Genomic DNA, 20,218 nt, shown 5'->3' on the forward strand with positions numbered 1-20,218 from the left:
TAGGCTTGCCTGTGTGAAGGGTCTCGGCGAGCTTGAACGCAGCATCATGGACATCCTCTGGGCCCATGAGGGCCCTCTCACGGCCAGGGAGGTCGGCCGCCTCATCGCCGATCGGGATCTCGCCCCGACCACGGTGATGACCGTTCTCGACCGATTGACCCGGAAAGGTTTCCTGAACCGCACCCGCGACGGCCGGGCATGGCGCTACGCTCCGGCGGCGAGCCGTGACGCGTACGTCGCGGAGCTTATGCTGGAGGCACTCGACATGACCGGGGACCGTTCGGCGGCGCTCACGCGCTTCGCCCAGACGGTCTCGGGCTCCGAGGCCGAAATCCTGCGCAAAGCACTCACGGAGCTGGAAGAAGAGTGATCATGGCCGCCGTCCTGACCGCGCTCGCCGTCGCGTGCGCGATCGGAGCCTGGCGACTCACCTCCGCGCGCTGGCCCTGGCGGGCCCCGCGCTCGGCCATCCTGCTCTGGCAGTCCCTCGGCGTCACCTGGGGCCTCGCCACCGTCGGCGCGATGCTCGCCTACGCGCTCGAACCCTACGGCGAGGGCGTCGTGTACGGCCTGCACGCCTTCGCCGACTCGGCGATCTCCTTCGGCATGGGCCTCGGCCTGATCCAGCCCTACGACCTGCCCCGCGTCGCCGCCCTCGTGGCCGGGCTCACGCTGCTGGCCGTGCTCGTGGCCATCCTGCTCGGGGCCGGGGCACAAACCTTGCGCGCCCGGCGGCGGCACCGCGCCCTGCTGTCCCTGATCGCCCGCGACGACCCGGGCGTGCCGGGCGTGCGCGTGGTCGACCACCCGGGCGCGGCGGCGTACTGCCTGCCCGGCCTGCGCTCGGAGGTCGTGGTCAGCGCGGGCACGCTGTCCCTGCTGCACCCGGACGAGCTGCGGGCGGTGCTCGCGCACGAGACCGCCCACGTGCGCGAGCGGCACGATCTGGTGCTGCTGCCATTCGCCGCGCTGCGGTGGGCCCTTCCCTGGTTGCGCGTGGTGCGCGACGCGCACTCCTCGGTCGCCCTGCTGGTCGAGATGGCCGCCGACGACCGGGCGCGCCGCTACTGCTCGCCGCGCCGCCTGGCGACCGCGCTGCTGCGGTTCGGCACGGCGGGCGCCGTCCCCGCGCCGAACGGCGCGCTCGGCGCGGCGGGCGAGCAGGTCATGGCCCGGGTGAACCGCCTGATCAAGCCGGGCGCCGAGCTGCCGAGGCGCTTCCGCTACAGCCTGGTCACGTTCTCCGTGCTGCTGTCGGCCTCGGCGCCGCTTCTGTGGATCTACCCCGGCTGATCCGGCCCGGCGCTTGCAGCCGTTAGCTAACGTGTTTGCAAATGCAAGCAGCGTGATGCAGACTGGAGGCATGGAACTACCGAGGGTCGGCTCGATCGGCGAGTACATCCGCGATCAGCGGAAGCAGGCGAAGATCTCCCTGCGCCAGCTCGCCACTCAGGCGGGTGTCTCCAACCCGTACCTGAGCCAGATCGAACGCGGTCTGCGCAAGCCGAGCGCGGAGATCCTGAACCAGATCGCCAAGGGCCTGCGCATCTCGTCGCAGGCGCTGTACGTGCAGGCCGGGCTCATCGAGGACCGTGAGCCCGACAGCGACGTGCTCGCCGCGATCAGGGCCGACCGCGACCTCACCGAGCGGCAACGCCAGGTGCTGATCGACATCTACGAGTCGTTCCGCAAGGAGAACCGCGCCGAGACCCCGACCCGGACCGGGCAGACGGACCAGGACGCCCAGGCCGGATCGGAGCCTCTGGTGGCCGACGCGGTTCCCGACGAGGAGGGTGCGACCTCCGCGCGGAGCGGCCGCATTCAACCGGAACCCAAGGAAGGTTAACCCATGCCTATCAACGACGAGGTCAAGAGGCTCGCCGAGTCCAAGCCGTTCTACGCCGTCGCCGGCGCCGGCGACTTCGCGGTGGAGAAGCTGCGCGAGCTGCCCGACCAGATCCAGCGCCTGCAGTCCCGCCGCTCCGAGGTGGGCGCCACCGCGCGCGAGCTTCCCGGCATCGCCCGCAAGTACGCCGAGAACGTGCAGGTCAAGGCCGAGGCCGTCGCCCGCGACCTTCCCGGCAAGGCCAGGGAGTACGCCGACACGATCAGCGCCAAGGCCGCCGAGCTGTACGAGGACTTCGCCACGCGCGGCCGCAAGGTCGTCGGCAGGGTGACCGGCGAGGCCGCGCTGGAGCTGGAGGAGGTCTCCTCCAGCGCCGAGCCCGCGGCCGCCGCCCGCACTCAGGGCCAGACCCGCAGGACGACCGGCACCCGCTCCACCGGCGCCAAGCGCTGACACCTGCGCTTCGCGCCGACCGTTCGGCCCGCTCCGGAACTACGGAGCGGGCCGAACGCGTTGACCGGATGTCGTTGTCTCCGTTCTTGCGTTGTCCTGTCCATGCCCTGTCGTCGTCCCCGCACGGTTCTTACGCAGCTCGGCGGTCCTCTCACGCCCGAGCGTCCGGACCAGGTGGCGGTGATCGGCGGGGCCGGTCGGACGTCCTCCGTTCGGGGCTAGGCTGAATCCCGTCGAACACGTGACCTTGGAGAGGCCATGTTTCAGATCTACGGCGCCCTGGACCTCATCTTCCTGGTGCTCGGCATCGCCGCGTTCGGGCTGTGCGCCTGGGCCCTGTTCCACGCGCTCAAGACCCCGGCGCGCGCCTTCGCCCTGGCAGGCAAGCTGAAGAAGCAGATCTGGCTGCTGATCCTCGGCCTCGCCAGCCTGTTCACGTTCGCCTCCGTCGTCGGCTGGGGCGGGCTGACGGTGCTGAGCATCTTCACGGTCGCCTCGGTCATCGGCGCGGGCGTCTACCTGGCCGACGTCAAGCCGGCCGTCAACGAGATCGGCAAGGGCGGCAACAGCGGGCCGTACGGACCGTGGTGATCTGAACCCTCCCTGCCGTCCCGTTCGCGGGCATTCGCCCACGCATGTACCACTCCTGACGCCGTGCGGGCCGCTAGGCTCACACGCCATGGTCCATCTCGCACGTCGGCTGACGCTCGCCCTGGCCACACTGAGCGTCCTCGCCGCCGCGCCCGCCGCCCACGCCGCGGCCGACGGCGTGAACAGAACGGACGTCACCGTCGAGCTGCGCCCGGGCGGCATGCTGCACGTCAAGGAGCAGATCTCCTTCACCGGCCAGGTCCGCCGCACCCTTCTCACCCGCACCCGGTACGACGACGGCAACGACCGCGTGTACCGGATCACCGGCTTCAAGGGCGACGGCGCCCTGTCCGGCGACGTCATCACCCTCAAGGGGAACGGCGCCGCGACCGTCGAGTACGACGTCGCGGGGGCCGTCACGCCGCTCAGCGACGGCGAGGAGCTGCGCTGGTACGCCGTGAACGGCTGGTCCGCCCCCGTCAAGGAGGCCGTCGTCCGGCTGAGCGGCCCCGCCCCCGTGACGAACCTGTCGTGCTTCGCCGGGGACATCACCTCCGCCACCGGCTGCACCGCCGCCTCCATGACGAGCGAGAGCGGCCTGCAGGCGGAGTACCAGCAGTCCGGCCTCGGCCCGTCCCAGGCCCTCACGATCGTCGCCGGGTTCCCCAAGGGGGCGAGCGGCGGCAAGCCCATCCTCGAACGGCGCTTCGACCTCGCCACCGCCTTCACCGTCAGCCCGGTCACCGGCGGCGCGCTCGCCGGGCTCCTGGTGCTGCTGCTCGGCGGGATCCTCCTGCTGCACCGGCTGCGGGGCAGGGACGCCCGCATCATCGACCACGAGTCCGGCGGCCGGGTCACCGCGGTGCGCGACGGCCGGTTCACGCCGCCGGACGGCGTGCGCCCCGGGCAGATCGGCACGCTGATCGACGAGCAGGCCGACGTGGTGGACGTCACCGCCACCATCGTCGACCTGGCCGTACGCGGCTACGTGCGCATCGACGAGCAGCCGCGCGGCGCCTACGACGCCCCCGACTGGATGCTCGTCAAGGTGCCGGACGCCCGCCTGGACGAGCTGCTCGACTACGAGCGCGCCCTGTACCTGGCCATCTTCGACGGGCGCAAGGCCGTGCTGCTGTCCCAGCTGCACGGCTCGTTCGCCTCACGGCTCGGCCGGGTGCGCGACGCGTTGTACCGCGACGTCGTCGCCCAGGGCTGGTTCGCCCGCCGCCCCGACTCGGTGCGCACCCGCTGGACCACGCTCGGCGTGGCCGGCACCGTCCTCGGCGTGCTGGCGACCGTGCTGCTGGCCTGGTTCACCACCTACGGGCTGCTCGGCCTCGCCGTGATCATCGCGGGCGCGGCGCTCGCGGTGGGCGGGCAGTACATGCCGGCCAAGACCGTGCGCGGCTCCACGGCCCTGGCCCACACGCTCGGCTTCCGCGACTACCTGGCCGGCGGCGAGATCGGCGAGGTGCCCGCCGCGCAGCGGATCGAGCTGTTCTCGCGCTACCTGCCGTACGCGGTCGTCTTCGACAACGTGGAGCGCTGGGCGCGGGTCGTCTCCTCGATCGACGGCAACGGGCGGCAGGCCGACCACCTGTACTGGTACCAGGGCCCCGCCGAGTGGGACCTGTCCAAGTTCGCCGACTCGATGCGCACGTTCACGCTCACCACCTCGGGCGCGATCTCCGCCTCCCGCCCGTTCCGCCGCTCACTCTGACCCGATACGACCGGCTGACCGATCCCGCGTCCGGCTCCGGCTCACACCTGGCCGCGGACGCGGATCTCCCCCACCGGCGCCCCGCCGCCGTACTGCGGCGGGGCCGCGAGGGCGTCCAGCTCCGCGGAGTCCAGGCCGAGCCCGAGCGCGCGCAGCACGGCGACCGTCACCGGCACCCGCGCCCGGTTCCCGCCGTCCTCGATCTTCACGGTGGCGGCGCGGCCGTCCTCGAACGCGAACGCGTCGAACGCCTCCGCGCCCGCCTTCACCATCAGGCCGGGCACGGCCCGCATCAGCGCGGCCTCCGGACGCCTGGTCCCGGACGTCCACTCCGGGTGGGCACGCATCGCGTCGGCGATCCGGCGCTCGTGGGTGCCCGGCGCGGCCGTCGGGAACGCGCGGAACGCCCGCGCGACCCCGGCCATGGAGGCGAAGAACAGCGGCGCGCCGCAGCCGTCCACGCCGGTCGCCGCGATCCGCTCGCCCGTGAGGTCCTCGATCGTCGCGCGGATGGCGCGCTGCAAGGGGTGGGCGGGGTGGAGGTAGTCCTCGGTCCGCCAGCCGTTGACGACGCAGGTGGCGAGCATCGCGGCATGCTTGCCGGAGCAGTTCATGGTGACGCGGGCCGGTCCGCCGCCCGCGCGGATCACCTGGTGGGCGGCCTGCGTGTCGAGGGGAAGATCCTCGGGACACCGGAGCGCGCCCTCGTCCAGGCCCGCGCCGGTGAGGATCTTGGCGACCCCCTCGACGTGGAACTCCTCGCCCGCGTGGCTCGCGCAGGCGAGGGCGAGCAGCTCGCCCTCCAGGGCGAGCCCGGCGCGGAGCATGCCGAGGGCCTGCATCGGCTTCATCGACGATCGGGGCGAGGCCGCGGCGGCGACATCGCCACGTGCCACGACCGGCCTTCCCTCGGCGTCCAGCGCGAACGCCCGCGCCCGGTGGACGGACTCCACGAATCCCGAACGGACGATCTCCACAGTCAACGGGTCAAGCGACACCTTTGTCTCCTTCCGCCCGCAAAGTGTACGAAGGAACTATGGCGTAGCCCGAACTCCAGCTCCCCACTGCGTTCCGCCCTACTCCGACGCCTCCACGTTCCCCGCGCACGTTCCGCCCGGCGGGAGTTCATGCTCGTCCCCGCGCGAGGGAAGCCGGCGCCCGCGTGTGCCGGGTTCGCGGGCATCCTCGCTCGATGGGAGAATCGGGGACCATGCGTGCGGTGGTGCAGCGGGTGGCGTCCGCGTCGGTGGTCGTCGACGGGCGGACGGTGGGGGCGATCGACGAGCCCGGCCTGCTCGTGCTGGTGGGCGTGACCCACTCCGACGGCCCGGCCGAGGCGGCGAAGCTGGCCGCCAAGCTGTGGGGCCTGCGCGTCCTGTCCGGCGAGAAGTCGTGCTCGGACATCGGCGCGCCCCTGCTGGTCGTCAGCCAGTTCACCCTCTACGGCGACGCCAGGAAGGGCCGCCGCCCCACCTGGCAGGCGGCCGCCCCCGGCCCCGTGGCCGAGCCCTTGGTCGACGCGGTCGTCGCCGAGCTACGCGCCCTCGGCGCCCGCGTGGAGACCGGCGTCTTCGGCGCCGACATGAAGGTCCACCTCGTCAACGACGGCCCCATCACGCTGGTCCTCGACATCTGACCACGAGCCGGCGGCGGCCGGGCGGTCCCGAAGCGTCGCTCCGGGACGACCCGGCCGTCTCACGACCATGGCGTCATCGCGGGCCATGCCTCCGCCCACGCGCGCCGGTCCCGGGCGTGCCCGGTCGCGCGGCCCGAGAAGCCCGCGTCAGCGGATCCGGCGGCGCAGGGCCGGGTCGATCTTCACGTTCCGGCCGGCGTCCGGGGGGACGATGACCTCCTGGGTCGCGGCGACGCCGCCGGCCAGCAGGGCGATGTCGACCGGCACCGTGCGCTTGACCAGGGCCAGCGCGATCGGCCCCAGCTCGTGGTGACGGACCGCGGTGCCGACGAATCCGATCTGGCCCGGCTCGGCGCTGCCCTCGGTCGCGGCCTCGGGCTCGGCCTCGACGGGCGAGCCGACGCCGAGGGTGACCGGCGCCCCGTGCGGCGGCAGGGTGTCCACGCTGCCGTCCAGGTGCAGGAACACCAGGCGGCGCGGCGGGTGCCCCAGGTTGTGGACCCGCGCGACGGTCTCCTGCCCCCGGTAGCAGCCCTTCGACAGGTGGACGGCCGCGCCGATCCACCCGAGTTCGTGCGGGATCGTCTTGTGGTCGGTCTCGAACCCGGCGCGCGGCAGATGCGCCTCGACCCGCAACGCCTCGTACGCCCACAGCCCCGCCAGGCGCAGCCCCAGCTCCTCGGGCAGCCCCGCCAGCCGCTCCCGAGGCACCAGCAGATCCCCTCCGATGGCGATCACCCCCTCGGGCGCCGAGACCGGCGTCTCCTCCGCCCCGGAGCCGTCCAAGGGGGCCGAGGTGTACGAGCCCGACGCGGGGCGCGGAGGCGCGGCGGTCACGACCGCGTACGCGGAGGTCTCGTCGGTGACCTCCACCCGCAGCATGAACCGCATCTTCTCCAGCCAGGCGATCAACGCCGCCGACGCACCCGGCTCCACATGCCCCCAGACCGACGTCCCGTCGTCCACGAGCGTCAGGTGGTGCTCCACCCGTCCCTGCGCGTCCAGGAACAACGTCTGCGCCGGAACCCCCGGAGCCAACGTGTCGAGCTTCTGCGAGCTGAGATCGTTGAGCCACTTGAGCCGGTCAACCCCGGTGATCCGGATCACTTCCCGATCACTACGATCCACCAGGGCCCGCCCCGCCGCAAGCGCCCGCTGCTCGGCGTACGGCTCCCCATAATGCCCGGCGACGGTCTCATCGGGCACCTCGCCCGCCACCGCCCCCGTCCTGTCCAACAAAGGGCTTCGCATGCCTCAAGGCTAAGCCGCCCCAGCCCTCTCCACGCCACCGGCCACCTTGCCTCCGATCTTCACCGCACGCGCCGGACCCCGGCAACTCCAGCCGTGGACCACCCACACCTACGTCCGCGACTTCGATGAAAGGCCGCACGAGCTCAAGCTCGTTGGTTGACGTGCGGCGACATCAGTGGGGCCGGAGGGGACGGGCGGTTGCCGTTCGGGCTCTGAGGTCAGGGGCGGCAGGTGCGGCAGCGGCCGAAGATGGTGAGGTGTTGGACGTCGGTTTCGAAGCCCAGTTCTTTGTCCAGGGTGGTGACCAGGGGGCCTACCAGGTCGGGGCTGATCTCGGTGATCTCGCCGCAGCCGCGGCAGACCAGGTGGACGTGGTCGGCCTCGCTCGCCAGGTGGTAGGTGGGGGCGCCGTGGCCCAGGTGGGTGTGGGTGACCATGCCGAGTTGTTCGAGCAGTTCGAGGGTGCGGTAGACGGTGGAGATGTTCACGCCGCGCGCGGTCTCCTGCACCTCGGCGCAGATGTCCTCGGGGGTGGCGTGGCCGAGCCGGGTCACCGCCTCCAGCACGAGCTGGCGCTGCGGGGTGACGCGGTAGCCGCGCGCGCGCAGCTCCTCGTGCCATGTCTGCCGTGCCTGATGGGCCTCATGCGACTGGCGCGCCTGCTGGGTCTGCTGCCCGTGCCGCGCCTGACCTGTTTCCCTGGTCCCGGTCATGCACCGAGTCTACGAGCAACGGCCCGGCGGTGAGGTCCCCGCGACGCCCGCACCGGGAGCACGGGCGGGCGGTTAATCGCTTGCCTGTGCGGATGTGCTCGCATAGCCTGCGAAGCACGCAGAAGGGAGGTGGTCCGAACAATGGTTAGTCATTATTGGGCTAGCGAGGTGGCTGTCCGCTAGGACGCGCCAAGTCAGGACCTTCCGTCCAGACGTCGTGCCCTTCGGGCACTGGTGGCGTCCGGCGTAATCCAAGGCAGACACCGGAACCCCGGGCAGCCGGCGGGGCGAGTTCCCCTCTCCCCATGGTCCAGCCGGCCCTTCCCATCGTGACCGATCACGGCGGGGAGGAGCACGCCCGGGGTTCTTTCATGCCCGGAGGGGCTTCGGCGGTCACCCCACCTTCTTCAGCTCCGCCGACAGGTGGGAGGTCAGCTGCTGACCTTCCGCCGCCATGTCGTAGGCGTACATCAGGTTGCCGTCGACCAGGCCGTAGAGCCGGTGCCCCGCCGTGTACTCCTTGGCGGTGGCCGTGCGCGCGACCACGTCGGTGCGCAGCTCGATCTTGTGGAAGACGACCTCGCCGATGTAGATCTCGACGATGCCGGTCGGGTGGGCGAGCAGCACTTCGAGCTGGCGTTCCGGCAGCGCGCGCCAGTACCCCGTCTCGGTGGCGAGCGGGCGCACCATGGTGCCCTCGTCGTCCAGTAGCCAGGTCCTGCTGACGTAGCTGAGGAACGGCTTGCCGTTGTGCTCGAAGGTGATCTCCTGGCCGAACCGGAAGCTCTCGATCGTGGGGTAGCCGCCGACCCCGGCGCCTTCCCACCTGCCGAGGAGGAAGGCGATCGGTTCGAGGTCGGAATGCAGTGACTGGGAGTCCATGGCACATGAGCCTAAATGCCCGGACCGGACGCCACGCCGCCGACACCGGGACCGGCGATGACCTGGTGGAGCGGCCCTGACGGCGCATAGGCTCAGATCATGGCACGATCAATGGTGATAAAAGTGACGGCCGGTTCTGATGCTCCCGAGCGTTGCAATCAGGCCTTCACGGTGGCGGCGGCGGCGGTCGCGAGCGGCGTCCCGGTCTCCTTGTGGCTGACCGGCGAGTCGGCGTGGTTCGGCCTGCCGGGCCGGGCGAAGGAGTTCGGCCTGCCGGAGGCCACTCCCCTCACAGACCTGCTCGACGCCGTGCTCGCGGGCGGCAAGGTCACGGTGTGCACGCAGTGCGCCGCGCGGCGCGGCATCGGCGTGGACGACCTCATCGAGGGCGTGCGCATCGCCGGCGCCCCGACCTTCGTGGAGGAGGCGCTCGGCGAGGGCGTCCAGGCGCTCGTCTACTGACGGACGACCGATCGGGGGGCCACGCCTCAGCGGGGCAGGACGGCCCGCAGGCGCTCGTCGCGGAGCCGGTCGTACCAGGTGTCGTCGATCGGCCCCAGTTGCCCCACGGTCCAGCTCAGGAGGACGTCGGCGAGCCAGGGGTTGCGTGCCAGCGCCGGGCCGTGCAGGTAGGTGCCCACGATCTTGCCGGCGTGGCAGCCTTCGGTGCCGTCGCCGTTGCCCGTGCCCACCACCGTGCGCGAGAGCGGACGCACGCCCGGCCCGAGCCTCGTGACGCCCATGTGGTTCTCGAAGCCGGTGAGCATGTGCCCGCCGAGCCCGGAGTCCACCTCGGCCGCCAGCTCGCCCACGGCGCGCGCGGGGCCCCGGGTGCTCTGGATGTCGAGCAGGCCGAGGCCCGCGACCGGCTGCCCCTCCTCGCCGCCGAACACCGTGCCCATGATCTGGTACCCGGCGCAGACGGCCAGCAGGGCGGCGCCGCCGTTGAGGGCGCGCGGCAGCCCGCCGTCGCGGCGCAGGCGCTCGGCCGCGAGGATCTGCGGACGGTCCTCGCCGCCGCCGATGAGGTAGATGTCCCCCGAGTCGGGCACCGGGTCCGCCGAGCGGACGTAGACGGTCTCGACGGGGATGCCCCGCTTGCGGGCACGCTGTTCGAGGATCAGGACGTTGCCCTGGTCGCCGTACGTGCTCAGAAGGTCGGGGTAGATCCACACCAGGCGCAGGGCGCTGTCAGACGGCACGGCCGAACTCCGCTCGAATCCGCTGGAAGGCTGTGTAGTTGGCGATCACGTCGACGCGGCCGGGAGGTCGCAGGTTCACGGCCGCCTCGAAGGTGTCGCAGAGCTGGAAGGGCACCTCGGCGACGTCCAGCCGCAGGGCCAGGTCGAGCCGCCGCTCGCCGGTGACGTACACCGGGCGGCCGCGCAGCACGCGGTAGTCGACGTCCCACAGCCACGAGGTGTCGCGGCCGTCGGGCCCCTGGGCGTTCACCGAAAGGATGATCGGCAGGGACGGGTCGGAGACCTCGAACGCCTCCAGCCATCCGGCGGGGTTCTTGGCGAGCAGGAGCCGCAGCGCCCTGCCGTCCCGTTCGACGGTGGTGTAGCGCCCGGCCACCGAGCGGACCTCGCGCAGCCGGGGCAGGGCCCGCTCGACGGGCAGGCCGAACGCCTCGCTGGTGGCCAGGGCGATGGCGGCGTTGGCGCGGTTGGCCCGGCCGGGAAGCTGGAGGTCCAGCACCCAGCGCCGCCGGGCGGGGTCGATCACGGCGTCGTCGTCGAGCAGCCACGCGGGCTCGGGACGGCGGAACGAGCACTCACGGCACGCCCAGTCGTCGCCCTTGCGGTCCAGCGGGCCGCCGCAGCGCGGGCAGCACCAGGAGTCCTCTTTCCACGGCTGCCCGCACGAGACCCACGTCACCCGGCTCGCGGTGGAGGCGCCCCAGGTGACCAGCGGGTCGTCGCAGTTGGCGATGACGTGGGTGTTCTTGCCGGTGAGGGCGCGCTGCCACTTCTGGGCCAGCAGCCAGATCTCGGCCGCGCGGTCCATCTGGTCGCGGCTGAGGTTCATCAGGACGACCACGGAGGCGCCGGTCGTGTCGAGAACCTCGGGCAGGTACTTCTCGTCGACCTCCAGGACCGCGAGCGGCGCCTGCTTGGCGTGCGAGAGGGCCGAGACGTGGCCGGCGGGCATGTTGGCGCCGAAGGCGTTGGTGGCGACCTCGCCGAGCTCCTGGAGCGCGGAGGTGATCAGCCGGGTGGTGGTCGTCTTGCCGTTGGTGGCGCTGACCAGCACGAGTTTGCGGTCGGCCGCCAGCTTGCGCAGAAGGTCCGGCTCCAGCATGAGCCCGACGCGGCCACCGATCACCGATCCGTCGCCACGCCCGGTCACCCGGGACAGGGTGGCGGCCGTACGGCCGAGCGCGGACGCGAGCTGAGCACGCAGCGGTAGCTGGGTCATGCCCGAGATCCTAGTGCGGCCCACCCGATGAACACCCAACCCCAACCCAAAGCCGCCCTTTTGCGGAGGGCACGCATCAGTCGATGAAGGACAGCTCGGCGTCGGTGTCGGCGCCGCCCTCGAACGGCAGGACGAACCTGCCCGGCCAGGACAGGACGGTCTCCAGCCAGCCGGCCCCCATCGTCTGGGCGATGTGGCGGACCCGGTCGCGGGGCTCCACGCCGAGGGCGACGGTGGCGAAGTCCTCCTCGACGCGCTCGTGCTCGTCGTCGCCGAGCAGCACCCGCCAGGCGAGCGCCCGGTTGCGCTCCATCTCCATCGACAGCGGGTGGTGGCGCAGCGCCTTGGCGCGGTGGCCGAGCAGCTCCGTGCGCGCGCCGTCGCCGGACCCGTTGAGCCCGGGGTGAGGGTAGGGGCGGCCGGTCTGGTCGGTGCCGAACAGCGGGTACTCCATGGCGGGCGCGGGGCTGCGCAGGTCGGGCGCCTGCCGGCCGTAGGGGAACAGCCGGTCCACCTCGTGCAGCCAGCGCACCTGCGGGATCACCCACGCCGCGCCCGGACGCTCCCCGGCGGGCGAGCGGGACTCGCCGGAGCCGCCGAGCAGCGCCGTGGCGGCCTCGGCGGCCTTCACCGTGAGCAGGGCGGGGTCGTAGGAGCTGCGCAGCGCCCACGCCCGTACGGCGACCGCGCGCTCGACGAGCGTGGCGAGCAGGCACTCGCGGCGCCGGCGCGGCAGCTCGGCCCAGATGTCGGCGAGGACGCGCGGCACGCCCGGCAGCGACCGGTTGGCGCAGAAGGCCAGCACCACGGTGTCGGTCCAGATGCGCAGCCACGCCCATTCGGGGGCGTCGGCGAGCAGGTCGGCCTCGCGCAGCTCGAACAGCGTGCACGCCTTGCCGTCCGCGCACTCGCGCCCGCAGGCGGCGCTGCGGCGGCCCCGGATGGGCGGGATCGGGCCGGCCATGGTGTGCTCCCGGTCCTCGCCGAGCGGCACCTGGATGCGCAGCGGGCGGTCCATACCGTCGGCGAAGACGGCGGCGATGCCCGGTTGCAGGGAGACGACCTGGCGGGACTGCTCCTCGCTCAGGTTGATGGCCGCGCCGACCAGGCGGCGGTCGTCCTCGGCGGGGAGGCGGTGCACGACCTTGAGCGCGGTGTTCTTCACGACGTCGGCGATGAGCTTGGTGGGGATCTGCTCGGCGACGACGATGCCCTCGCCGTAGGCGCGGATCTCGGCCAGCATGCCGGCGAGCAGCTCGACCGCGTGGGTCGCGGCCCGCTGGGACCCGCGGTCGCGCAGCAGGCGGTGGGCCTCCTCGATGACGATGACGTGCTGGAGCCCCTTGGCCTTCTCCTGGCGGGCGCGCATGCGCAGGTGCTCGACGATGCGGATGATCAGCGTGCCCATGAGGAACGCCTTGTCCTCGTCGTTGGCGACGTCCTCGATGGCGAACACGACGTTGCGCTGTAACAGGCCCCCGATGTCGGCGGGGTGGCCGCCCTCGAAGAAGCGGCCCGCCGAGCCGACGCGCAGGCTGCGCAGCCGCAGGCTGATGAAGCCCTCGACGTCGGCCTGCACCTCTTTGCCGTACCCGATCTCCTTGATGACCTCCAGGGCGTGGGTCTGTAACTGCGCCAGCGTGGGCACGGCGGGCCGCACGGCCGCGCCGGGGACGCCGCCGCCGGTGACGACGTCCCACCCGTTGGCCTCGTAGACCCGTTGCAGGGCCAGCGACATGATCTGCGGGAACGGCTCCTCGGCGTCGAAGGCGGCCATGAACAGGGCCCTGACCATGTCGATGTGGGCCTGCACGGGATAGCCGGGCTCGGGGGCCAGCGGGTTGACGCTGAAGGGCACGTTGTCGGGCGCGGACGGGTTGATCACGGTCAGCGGCGCCAGGTGGCCGACCCGCCCGGCCATCGCGGCGTACTCGGACTTGGCCGGCTCGATGGCGAGCCAGGGGATCCCGGCCTGGGTGAGCTGTTCCAGCAGGTGGCGCACGGTCTGCGACTTGCCGGAGCCGGTGGCGCCCGTGACGAAGGCGTGACGGTTGAGCGTGGCGAGCGGCACGCGGAAGGACCCGACCGCGCGGTCCTGCCCGTCGATGATCGCGCCGAGGTCGAGCACGGGCTCGCCGGTGCTGCGGACGTCGGCCTCGCTGGTCACGTCGAAGAAGCCGGCGTCGAGCACGCGGACACCGGGCACCTCGCGGCGGGGCAGCCCGGCGAGCGCGGCCAGGGCCCCGGCCGTGGCGGCGAACGGGGCGGCGGCGCCGTCCGAGGGGTCCTGGAGGGTGACGCCGAGCACCTCGGCGAGGCCGTAGACCGGCTCGACGGCGGAGGTGCGCCCGAAGGTGGGCAGCGACAGGGCGCTGCGCAGGCGGTAGGGGTGGTGGTTTATCTCGACGGAGCCGACGAGCACGGGCGCGATCTGCCGCAGCTCGTCCGGCCCGGCCGCGCCCGCGAGGACGCGGACGTTCCACAGGCCCGCCTCGCGGAAGGCGTCCAGCTCCTGCATGCGCCGCTCGGCGCGCTCGGCGTCGTACCGGCTGCGCTCGGAGGCGTCGCCGTACTGGCGCAGCACGTTGAGCTGGGTGCGGAGGTGGGCGACCTCGGCGTCGAGCAGATCGGTGGGCTCGGCGACGACCAGCCAGGCGAACGGCCGGGACATCAGCGTGACGAGCGTGGACTCGAACAGCGTGGGCCGCAGCAGGTCGTCGGGGCCGGGCTCCCTGCGTCCGTTGAGCGGGGGCGCCTGGCGGCCGGGGCAGGGCGTCCAGGTGAGGTCGGCGAGGTCGGCGAGCCAGTCGTCGGCGATCTCGACGCCGCGCGCGCCGCCGGGGAACAGCAGCGGCTGCGGCCCGTGCGGCGGCTCCTCGACGGCGGCGCCGGCGGCGCGGCGCGGCGCGGCGGGCGCGGCGGCGTGAGCGGGCCGGCGTTGGTGATGAGCTCGAGCGGCGCGCCCGACCCGCGGGAAAGCCAGCCGATGACGAAGGGCCGGTTGCGCTGGGCGGCGGACAGCACCGCGGGCAGGACGGTCACGAAGTCCCACTCCGCCGACGAGCTGCGCGAGGGGGCGGTGATCGCCTGGATGCGGTACCACGGACCGCTCAGCGGGAACGGCGCGCTGGGCGCTGCGGAGGACACGCTTGCCTGCATATCAAGCCCAAATCCCTTATGCCACCGACGTTTGCCAGGGGATTACCTGTTCAATGCGTTCTCCTCCAGTCCAGCCGCTCCGGCGGCGGGCCGAGGTTGGGGGCGAACGACTCCTCCTCGGCGGCCGGTTCGGACTCGCCGGGGCCCAGCATGCTCCGGCGTACCTCCTCGAACTCCCCCAAAGTGGTCTTGGGGAAGGTGAGGATGGCCGGGTTGGCGTCGGCGAGCCGCACCTGGCGGCCCTCGGAGGTGGCGTGGGTGACGATGACCGAGGTGGTGGGGAGCTGCTGGAGCTGGTGCGGCTCGACGAGGAACTCGCGGCTGCGGTGCAGCACGCGCTCCTCGCCCATGGCCTTCCTGGCGCTGCGGCCCCACTCGGTGGACTCGGTGATGCTCTCCTTGAGGTCGGCCTTCTCCTCCTCGGGGTCGCCGCGGTCAGCGTCGTCGCCGACGGTGGAGGTGTAGGTGCCGTTCAGGCCGTCCACGGCCGGGCTGATGGTCTCGGTGAGCTGGGCCAGCTCGAGGCGGTGCTCGGTGCCCATGTGCTCGCTGGCCACGCGGGCGTCCTCGGCGTTGCCGAGGCGCATGAACGCGACGGCGGCGTGGCCGCGGCCGAGGCGCTCCCTGACGGTCGGGGTGAGCGAGCGGTAGGTGAGGACCAGGCCGGTCCTGGAGGTCTCACAGGCGTCCATCAGGCGGTCCAGCACGTCGCCGCGCAGCTTGTCGGCGCCCCCGACGATGATCGTGTGGTACCAGGGCCGCTCGGAGGCCGGGGACTGGCGCAGGATGTGCGTGAGCGCGGTGGCGACGTAGGTGCCGAGCACGCGGTTGCCGAAGACCCCGGCCTGGCGGTCCATCGACACCACGCGCAGCCGGGCGGGCGGCAGGCGCACGGCCTCCGAGCCCAGGGTCTCCAGCTTGCGGAGCTGCGACTCAAGGGCCCAGGCGCGCTCGATGACGACGCGGTCGGTGACGCCCCGGCCGAACAGCGTGCCGATGCGTTCGAGCTGGGTGGCGGTGAGCAGGCCGTACCGCAGGTCGTCGCGCGGGTCGCCGACCTGGGCCAGGGCGCGCAGGGCGGCGGTGACCTGGTTGATGGTGGCGTTCTCGCCGAGCACCTCGAGGACCCGCTCCAGGATGGCGTTGTCGAAGCTCAGGTCGCGGGTGGTGCGGTGCTCCTCGCTGACGCTGACGACGTGCGCGAGGACGTCGGCGAACGCCTCGGGCGGCAGCGTGGCGCCGAGGTCCAGCCGGGGCAGGTCGACGGGCAGCACCCACACCAGCGGGTCGTCTCCGCCGCGCCGGGCCAGCTCGATGAGGTCCTTGGCGATGGCGCCCTCGGACAGGTCGAGGACGGTGAGGTGGCCGCCGCTGTAGAGGCGGGTGGCGCCGAGCAGGGTGATCAGGGCGGACCAGCCGGGCAGGGTGCCGCCGGCGACGTCGATGCGGTCGATCTCGTCGGGGACGGCGACGGCGTACCAGGTGAGCTGCCGGTCGTAGCGCTCCTTCTTGGCCGCCCACTCCCGGTACCGCTCGGCGTGCTCCTCCTGGGCGTTGAACAGCTCGCGCTCGCGGTCCTTGCGCCGGTGCTCGGCGCGCGCCTGCTGTTCCCTGATGCGGGCGCGCAGGGCGCGTTCGCCCCGGCGGACGACGTACCCGCAGATCGCGGCGACCCCGCCGGTGACGACGAGGCCGGCGATGGCGAACGTCCAGCCCATGGTCTCGGTGAGGCCGAGCACGAGCATGACGACCGCCAGGATGATCATGACGGCGCCGACGACCTTCACGGGCCGGTTGAGAAGGTCCTCCTGGAGGCGCTCCCTGCGGACCCAGGCGGGGTCCACGGCGGCGGTGGGCTCCTCGGGGATGTCCTCGGGCGAGGGACGCTTGGGCGGCGGGCCGGGCTCTGGGTACAGCGTCGCGTACTGCCAGCCCAGATAGATCCGGTCAGCTTGAAGCTGCGCATGCTCTGGGTGCACGTCCGCCACCGGACCTCCACCTGTCATTGGTCGCGCTCGCCGGGAGCCGACCGTCTCGTGCCGCTCCTTGCCGCTTGGTCGGCTTCCCAACTGTGACAGCGTATGAGGTGCCCCTCGCATTCGGGCAGGGTTCTCGTCATTCGGCCCGAATTCCTCGCTCCTGGCACCCATTAAAGGGACAAACGAGGCGGATGGGATAGGGCGACCGATTACGATCGTGTGACATGACGTCTCCCGCCCGGCACGGCAGCCGCCGCCGGCGCCCCGTCCTGGTCCCCGCCACCGGCCTCCTCGCCGCCGCGGCCCTCCTCCTCACCGCGGTGCTCGGCGGGTTCCGCGAGGCCCCCGAACCAGGGCCCGAGCAGCGGCAGGCCGGCGAGGACGTGGACCAGGACGTGTTCCGCACCGTGATCGAGGACGCGGTCGCGCACACCGTGCCCGGATCCGGCGACCAGGAGCGGCCCGTCCTGGACCTGAACCTGAAGGTCTACAACGACGCCGGGTCGAGCGTGCCCCTGAGGTTCCTCGACGACTCGCTCCTGCGGGTCGCGGGCCGCCAGGGGGAACGGCTGCTCGACCCCGCGGCGCGCGCGAACGGAGGTGGCTGGATGTACGACCTGACCGTGCCCGGCGAGGGCGCCCCGAGCCGGCTGCTGCCCCCCAAGCGGACCTCCGAGGTCCTGCTCCGCTTCCGCCTGCCGGCGTCCGCCGAGCCGAAGCCGGGCCAGACGTGGGCGGGCTCGTTCCCCTCCCTCCTCGACATCGACCTCGGCCTTTACGAGAACCACGAGGACCCGCTCACCGGCAGGCGCCGCGCCAAGCTCGTCGAGGAGGACGACGGCGCGCCCGCGATCGCCGCCCGGGTCACCGTCCCCGTGCGGAAGGCGGTGTGATGGCCGGGGCCACCCGCTTACGGCGCGCGGGCCACGCGCTCGCCGCGCTCGCCGTCGGCGCCGCCGCCGTCTACGCGCACACCTTCGTGATGGACAAGAAGCGGCTCGACGCCCCGCTCACCGCCATGGCCGCCGCCGGGGCGGCCGCCTCGACCGGCAGGTTCGCCGCGCGGCTCGACGGCGTCGTCGCGGCCAGGTCGCTGCGGCTGGTCACCACGGGCGCCGACGCGGACACCGGCGGCACGACCATCAAGGAGTCCACCTCGATCGGCACCCGCGATCTGTTCCTCGTCGCCACGGTCGGCGCCACCTCGCCCAAGGACCCGACCTACCTGCCCACCGCCTGGCTGCGCACCCGCGACGGGATCGAGTACGCCTCCAGCGACCGGCCCGGGGAGGCGTTCACCCCGCGCAGGCCGGCGCAGCACGGCTGGTGGGCGACGCTGACCTTCGTGTTCGAGGTCCCGCCCGAGGCGGTCCCGGGGGCCTCGGTCGTCATCACCGCGCCGTCGACCAACGGCATCTACGACGACGTCTACCCGGACCGGTACGACCAGCTCCTGCCCGAGGTGCGGCTGCCGCTGACCGCGGGCGACGCGGCGACCCGGCGGCTGCTGGCGGACGTGAAGACGAGCTGGCAACTGACGGCGCGGGGGTGAGGGCGTGACCGAGCAGAACGGCACCGTGGGGAACGACCCCGTGCGGAACGACAGCGTCTGGAACGACACCGTGTGGAACGGCGCCGAGGACGACACCGCCACCTGGGACGCGTTCACCCCGGTGAATCGCACGGCTCCCCCGCCCGAGCCGAGCCCGCCTCCCCTGCCGCCCGAGCCCCCGGCACGGCCGCCGGCGCGCCGGATCGTGCGGGGGATGCTGCTCGCCGTCGCGGCGGTCGCCCTGGCCGCGGTGACGGTCGGCGTCCAGTGGGCCGACCGCGCGGCGTGGATCGCCGACCGGTACCCGGACGAGGCGATCAAGGACGTCGGGCGCGGCGGGACCGGCGCGCTGCACGGGATGAGCTGGGGGGCGGCGCTGGCCGTCCAGCCGCCTCCCCCGGGCGGCGTCCCCGGCGTCACCACGCTGCTGGCCACCGTACGGATGACCCCGGCCTCGGCCGAGGCCGTCCGCGACTACCTCACCCCCCGGTTCGAGGTGCGCGACCGGGCCGGGCACCGCTGGGAGGCGCTGCCCGCGAACACGCCGCTCTCCTCCGACCTCGCGCCGGGCAGGCAGACGTGGTTCCAGGTGGTCTCGGCCGTCCCCGAGACGGTGTCGGGGACGGCGGAGCTGGTGCTGACCTACTCCCCGGCCGAGACGCTGCGCTTCGCCCGCTGACGGGCCGCCGCGATGTCGAACGTCGCGGCGAACAGGCACAGGGTGAGCGTGGTGAACAGCAGGTCGCGGGCGAAGTGCACCGGGATCTGGTACGCCTCCCACCAGAGCTGGCGGTGCGCGGTGCCGATCAGGTAGTACGCCCCGCGCTCGGCGTAGTCCGCGGCCACGGTGAGCAGCACGTAGCACAGGCACATGACCGTGAACAGGGGCGCGCCGGCGCGCAGCGTGAGGCGCAGGGCGTGCAGCACCGGCGGCCACCGGTCGAGGCCCGCCCGGGTGACGAGCATGCCCGCACCGCGGCGGGTCATCCGGTGCGTCCGGTTCTCCAGGGCGTCGGCGGCGCGGTCGGCCGCGGTGCCCCGGATCAGCGCGCGGGCGTCCTCCGAGTAGGCGCCGTAGACGAGGATGGCCAGGGTGAGCCAGGTGAGCGGCACAAGCAGCGCGGCCACCATGTGCGGGCGCGCGTCGCCCAGCCATTCCATGGCGCCCTGCCAGCCCGGGACGGTCTCCTCCAGCGCCGCCCACCGCTCGTTCCACCACGTGGTGACGGCCCGCCGTCCCACCCACGCCGAGCGCTCGTCGGCGAACGTGACGAGGATCGCGGCGGCGTAGAAGGTGTAGGCCAGCTCGCAGAAGGCCACGCCGAACGCGAGCCTCCTGCCGCCCCTGCGCTCGTGCAGCGCCGAGAGGACGTAGCGGGCGACCAGCGCCACCGCCGTGCAGATCAGCGCCACCTTCAGGTCCAGCACGAGGTTGGTCCCCGCGTCCGGGCGCACGGGTTCGGCGGGCTTGGCGCCGTTCCCCGCCAGGGCGTTCATGATGAGCTTGGCCTGGTACACGTCGTACTGGACGGCGTAGCGTTCCATGTCCGCGTCGGAGAACTCCCGCGCGTCGGCCGTCTGCCATCCCCAGGCCAGGTAGATGGCCACGAACACGATGATGGCCCGGCCGAGGCCGGTGAGCAGCGGCTCCGGCTCCTCGCCCCCGGCCCGCCGGACGCGGGTCTCGGTCAGCGCGCCGCGCAGCGAGTGCAGCATGCCGACGGTCACGACCATGAAGAGCATGACCATCAGGATGAAGATCACCATGACGGCGGCCAGCCGCCACTCGCGCAGGGAGCCGTGCGACAGCTGTGAGCCCGCCGTCAGCAACCCGAACCGGCCGAGCTCCCCGGCGGAGAACCACAGCACCAGCGGGACCAGCCGCCGTAGCCACAGCTCCGCCGCGTACATCGGCAGGCCGTACGGCGACCGCCTCCACCAGCGCGGCGACGCCTGCACGGTCGCGGGCCGCGACCCAGCCCCCAAGGTCAACGAATCGGACATCCTACGCATGC

20 protein-coding genes are annotated in these 20,218 nt (G+C 72.7%); 11 read left to right on the top strand and 9 right to left on the bottom strand.

Features of this window, described 5'->3' with window-relative positions; translation table 11 throughout:
- Nucleotides 1–13 precede the first annotated feature (13 nt).
- From BJ981_RS03930 to BJ981_RS03955, 6 genes are all read left to right on the top strand, one after another.
- Complete coding sequence (locus tag BJ981_RS03930) at nucleotides 14–370, top strand: BlaI/MecI/CopY family transcriptional regulator (protein ID WP_184608353.1); 357 nt, start codon at nucleotides 14–16, stop codon at nucleotides 368–370.
- Entirely contained in the window at nucleotides 367–1,293 is a 927-nt protein-coding gene (locus tag BJ981_RS03935) for a M56 family metallopeptidase (RefSeq protein WP_184608354.1), read from the top strand. Before BJ981_RS03930 ends, BJ981_RS03935 begins: the two co-directional genes overlap by 4 nt.
- Nucleotides 1,294–1,363: 70 nt before the next feature.
- Entirely contained in the window at nucleotides 1,364–1,846 is a 483-nt protein-coding gene (locus BJ981_RS03940; RefSeq protein WP_184608355.1) for a helix-turn-helix domain-containing protein, read from the top strand.
- Between the two features lie 3 nt (nucleotides 1,847–1,849).
- A complete protein-coding gene (locus BJ981_RS03945) occupies nucleotides 1,850–2,299 on the top strand; it encodes a hypothetical protein (protein WP_184608356.1) in 450 nt (149 codons plus the stop codon).
- Between the two features lie 258 nt (nucleotides 2,300–2,557).
- Nucleotides 2,558–2,890, top strand: coding sequence for a DUF2516 family protein (locus tag BJ981_RS03950; protein ID WP_184608357.1), 333 nt, complete (start codon nucleotides 2,558–2,560; stop codon nucleotides 2,888–2,890).
- A gap of 88 nt (nucleotides 2,891–2,978) precedes the next feature.
- Nucleotides 2,979–4,610, top strand: coding sequence for a DUF2207 domain-containing protein (locus tag BJ981_RS03955; protein WP_184608358.1), 1,632 nt, complete (start codon nucleotides 2,979–2,981; stop codon nucleotides 4,608–4,610).
- A gap of 41 nt (nucleotides 4,611–4,651) precedes the next feature.
- On the opposite strand, the gene BJ981_RS03960 is transcribed toward BJ981_RS03955, so the two are convergent.
- Nucleotides 4,652–5,587, bottom strand: a complete 936-nt coding sequence (locus BJ981_RS03960; RefSeq protein WP_307837862.1) for an asparaginase — start codon at nucleotides 5,585–5,587, stop codon at nucleotides 4,652–4,654.
- 233 nt (nucleotides 5,588–5,820) lie between these two features.
- Here BJ981_RS03960 and dtd point away from each other — a divergent pair, with 233 nt between their 5' ends.
- Entirely contained in the window at nucleotides 5,821–6,246 is a 426-nt protein-coding gene (gene dtd, locus BJ981_RS03965; RefSeq protein WP_184608360.1) for a D-aminoacyl-tRNA deacylase, read from the top strand.
- 147 nt (nucleotides 6,247–6,393) lie between these two features.
- Here the strand turns inward: dtd and ygfZ are convergent, their stop codons facing one another.
- From ygfZ to BJ981_RS03980, 3 genes are all read right to left on the bottom strand, one after another.
- Nucleotides 6,394–7,497, bottom strand: a complete 1,104-nt coding sequence (gene ygfZ, locus BJ981_RS03970; protein ID WP_184608361.1) for a CAF17-like 4Fe-4S cluster assembly/insertion protein YgfZ — start codon at nucleotides 7,495–7,497, stop codon at nucleotides 6,394–6,396.
- A 218-nt stretch (nucleotides 7,498–7,715) separates the two neighbouring features.
- Nucleotides 7,716–8,210 (bottom strand): Fur family transcriptional regulator, encoded by a 495-nt coding sequence (locus BJ981_RS03975; RefSeq protein WP_184608362.1) that lies wholly within the window; start codon nucleotides 8,208–8,210, stop codon nucleotides 7,716–7,718.
- Between the two features lie 393 nt (nucleotides 8,211–8,603).
- The gene (locus BJ981_RS03980; protein WP_184608363.1) at nucleotides 8,604–9,092 is read right to left on the bottom strand and encodes a heme-binding beta-barrel domain-containing protein; all 489 of its coding nucleotides are present in this window, start codon (nucleotides 9,090–9,092) and stop codon (nucleotides 8,604–8,606) included.
- A gap of 99 nt (nucleotides 9,093–9,191) precedes the next feature.
- Here BJ981_RS03980 and BJ981_RS03985 point away from each other — a divergent pair, with 99 nt between their 5' ends.
- Entirely contained in the window at nucleotides 9,192–9,554 is a 363-nt protein-coding gene (locus BJ981_RS03985) for a DsrE family protein (RefSeq protein WP_184608364.1), read from the top strand.
- Between the two features lie 26 nt (nucleotides 9,555–9,580).
- Here BJ981_RS03985 and BJ981_RS03990 read toward each other — a convergent pair whose 3' ends face one another.
- From BJ981_RS03990 to BJ981_RS04005, 4 genes are all read right to left on the bottom strand, one after another.
- Complete coding sequence (locus tag BJ981_RS03990) at nucleotides 9,581–10,294, bottom strand: type 1 glutamine amidotransferase (protein ID WP_184608365.1); 714 nt, start codon at nucleotides 10,292–10,294, stop codon at nucleotides 9,581–9,583.
- Nucleotides 10,284–11,513 carry a MurT ligase domain-containing protein gene (locus tag BJ981_RS03995; RefSeq protein WP_184608366.1) on the bottom strand — a complete coding sequence of 410 codons (1,230 nt, stop codon included), beginning with the start codon at nucleotides 11,511–11,513 and terminating at the stop codon, nucleotides 10,284–10,286. Before BJ981_RS03995 ends, BJ981_RS03990 begins: the two co-directional genes overlap by 11 nt.
- Nucleotides 11,514–11,589: 76 nt before the next feature.
- Nucleotides 11,590–14,565 (bottom strand): ATP-binding protein, encoded by a 2,976-nt coding sequence (locus BJ981_RS04000; RefSeq protein WP_239139789.1) that lies wholly within the window; start codon nucleotides 14,563–14,565, stop codon nucleotides 11,590–11,592.
- A gap of 157 nt (nucleotides 14,566–14,722) precedes the next feature.
- On the bottom strand, nucleotides 14,723–16,651 hold the full coding sequence (locus BJ981_RS04005) for a trichohyalin-plectin-homology domain domain-containing protein (protein WP_239139788.1): 1,929 nt from the start codon (nucleotides 16,649–16,651) through the stop codon (nucleotides 14,723–14,725).
- Between the two features lie 224 nt (nucleotides 16,652–16,875).
- Between BJ981_RS04005 and BJ981_RS04010 the strand changes: the two genes are divergently transcribed.
- From BJ981_RS04010 to BJ981_RS04020, 3 genes are read left to right on the top strand one after another with little or no spacing between them, the layout of a single operon-like run.
- A complete protein-coding gene (locus tag BJ981_RS04010; RefSeq protein WP_184608368.1) occupies nucleotides 16,876–17,544 on the top strand; it encodes a hypothetical protein in 669 nt (222 codons plus the stop codon).
- Nucleotides 17,544–18,203 carry a hypothetical protein gene (locus BJ981_RS04015; RefSeq protein ID WP_184608369.1) on the top strand — a complete coding sequence of 220 codons (660 nt, stop codon included), beginning with the start codon at nucleotides 17,544–17,546 and terminating at the stop codon, nucleotides 18,201–18,203. The genes BJ981_RS04010 and BJ981_RS04015 overlap by 1 nt, the downstream gene beginning before the upstream one ends.
- A gap of 4 nt (nucleotides 18,204–18,207) precedes the next feature.
- Nucleotides 18,208–18,882, top strand: a complete 675-nt coding sequence (locus BJ981_RS04020) for a hypothetical protein (protein ID WP_184608370.1) — start codon at nucleotides 18,208–18,210, stop codon at nucleotides 18,880–18,882.
- Here the strand turns inward: BJ981_RS04020 and BJ981_RS04025 are convergent.
- Complete coding sequence (locus BJ981_RS04025; protein ID WP_184608371.1) at nucleotides 18,846–20,207, bottom strand: hypothetical protein; 1,362 nt, start codon at nucleotides 20,205–20,207, stop codon at nucleotides 18,846–18,848. The genes BJ981_RS04020 and BJ981_RS04025 overlap by 37 nt on opposite strands.
- Between the last annotated feature and the right edge of the window lie 11 nt (nucleotides 20,208–20,218).

It is taken from the genome of Sphaerisporangium krabiense (genome assembly GCF_014200435.1).
In the GTDB taxonomy this organism is placed as follows: Bacteria; Actinomycetota; Actinomycetes; order Streptosporangiales; family Streptosporangiaceae; genus Sphaerisporangium; species Sphaerisporangium krabiense.

Excerpts from the sequence above, each read along its gene's own strand:
- BJ981_RS03940 (WP_184608355.1), top strand. The coding sequence starts at position 1,364 with ATGGAACTACCGAGGGTCGGCTCGATCGGCGAGTACATCCGCGATCAG.
- BJ981_RS03945 (WP_184608356.1), top strand. The coding sequence starts at position 1,850 with ATGCCTATCAACGACGAGGTCAAGAGGCTCGCCGAGTCCAAGCCGTTC.
- BJ981_RS03950 (WP_184608357.1), top strand. The coding sequence starts at position 2,558 with ATGTTTCAGATCTACGGCGCCCTGGACCTCATCTTCCTGGTGCTCGGC.
- BJ981_RS03955 (WP_184608358.1), top strand. The coding sequence starts at position 2,979 with ATGGTCCATCTCGCACGTCGGCTGACGCTCGCCCTGGCCACACTGAGC.
- dtd (WP_184608360.1), top strand. The coding sequence starts at position 5,821 with ATGCGTGCGGTGGTGCAGCGGGTGGCGTCCGCGTCGGTGGTCGTCGAC.
- ygfZ (WP_184608361.1), bottom strand. The coding sequence starts at position 7,497 with ATGCGAAGCCCTTTGTTGGACAGGACGGGGGCGGTGGCGGGCGAGGTG.
- BJ981_RS03975 (WP_184608362.1), bottom strand. The coding sequence starts at position 8,210 with ATGACCGGGACCAGGGAAACAGGTCAGGCGCGGCACGGGCAGCAGACC.
- BJ981_RS03980 (WP_184608363.1), bottom strand. The coding sequence starts at position 9,092 with ATGGACTCCCAGTCACTGCATTCCGACCTCGAACCGATCGCCTTCCTC.
- BJ981_RS03985 (WP_184608364.1), top strand. The coding sequence starts at position 9,192 with ATGGCACGATCAATGGTGATAAAAGTGACGGCCGGTTCTGATGCTCCC.
- BJ981_RS03995 (WP_184608366.1), bottom strand. The coding sequence starts at position 11,513 with ATGACCCAGCTACCGCTGCGTGCTCAGCTCGCGTCCGCGCTCGGCCGT.
- BJ981_RS04010 (WP_184608368.1), top strand. The coding sequence starts at position 16,876 with ATGACGTCTCCCGCCCGGCACGGCAGCCGCCGCCGGCGCCCCGTCCTG.
- BJ981_RS04015 (WP_184608369.1), top strand. The coding sequence starts at position 17,544 with ATGGCCGGGGCCACCCGCTTACGGCGCGCGGGCCACGCGCTCGCCGCG.
- BJ981_RS04025 (WP_184608371.1), bottom strand. The coding sequence starts at position 20,207 with ATGTCCGATTCGTTGACCTTGGGGGCTGGGTCGCGGCCCGCGACCGTG.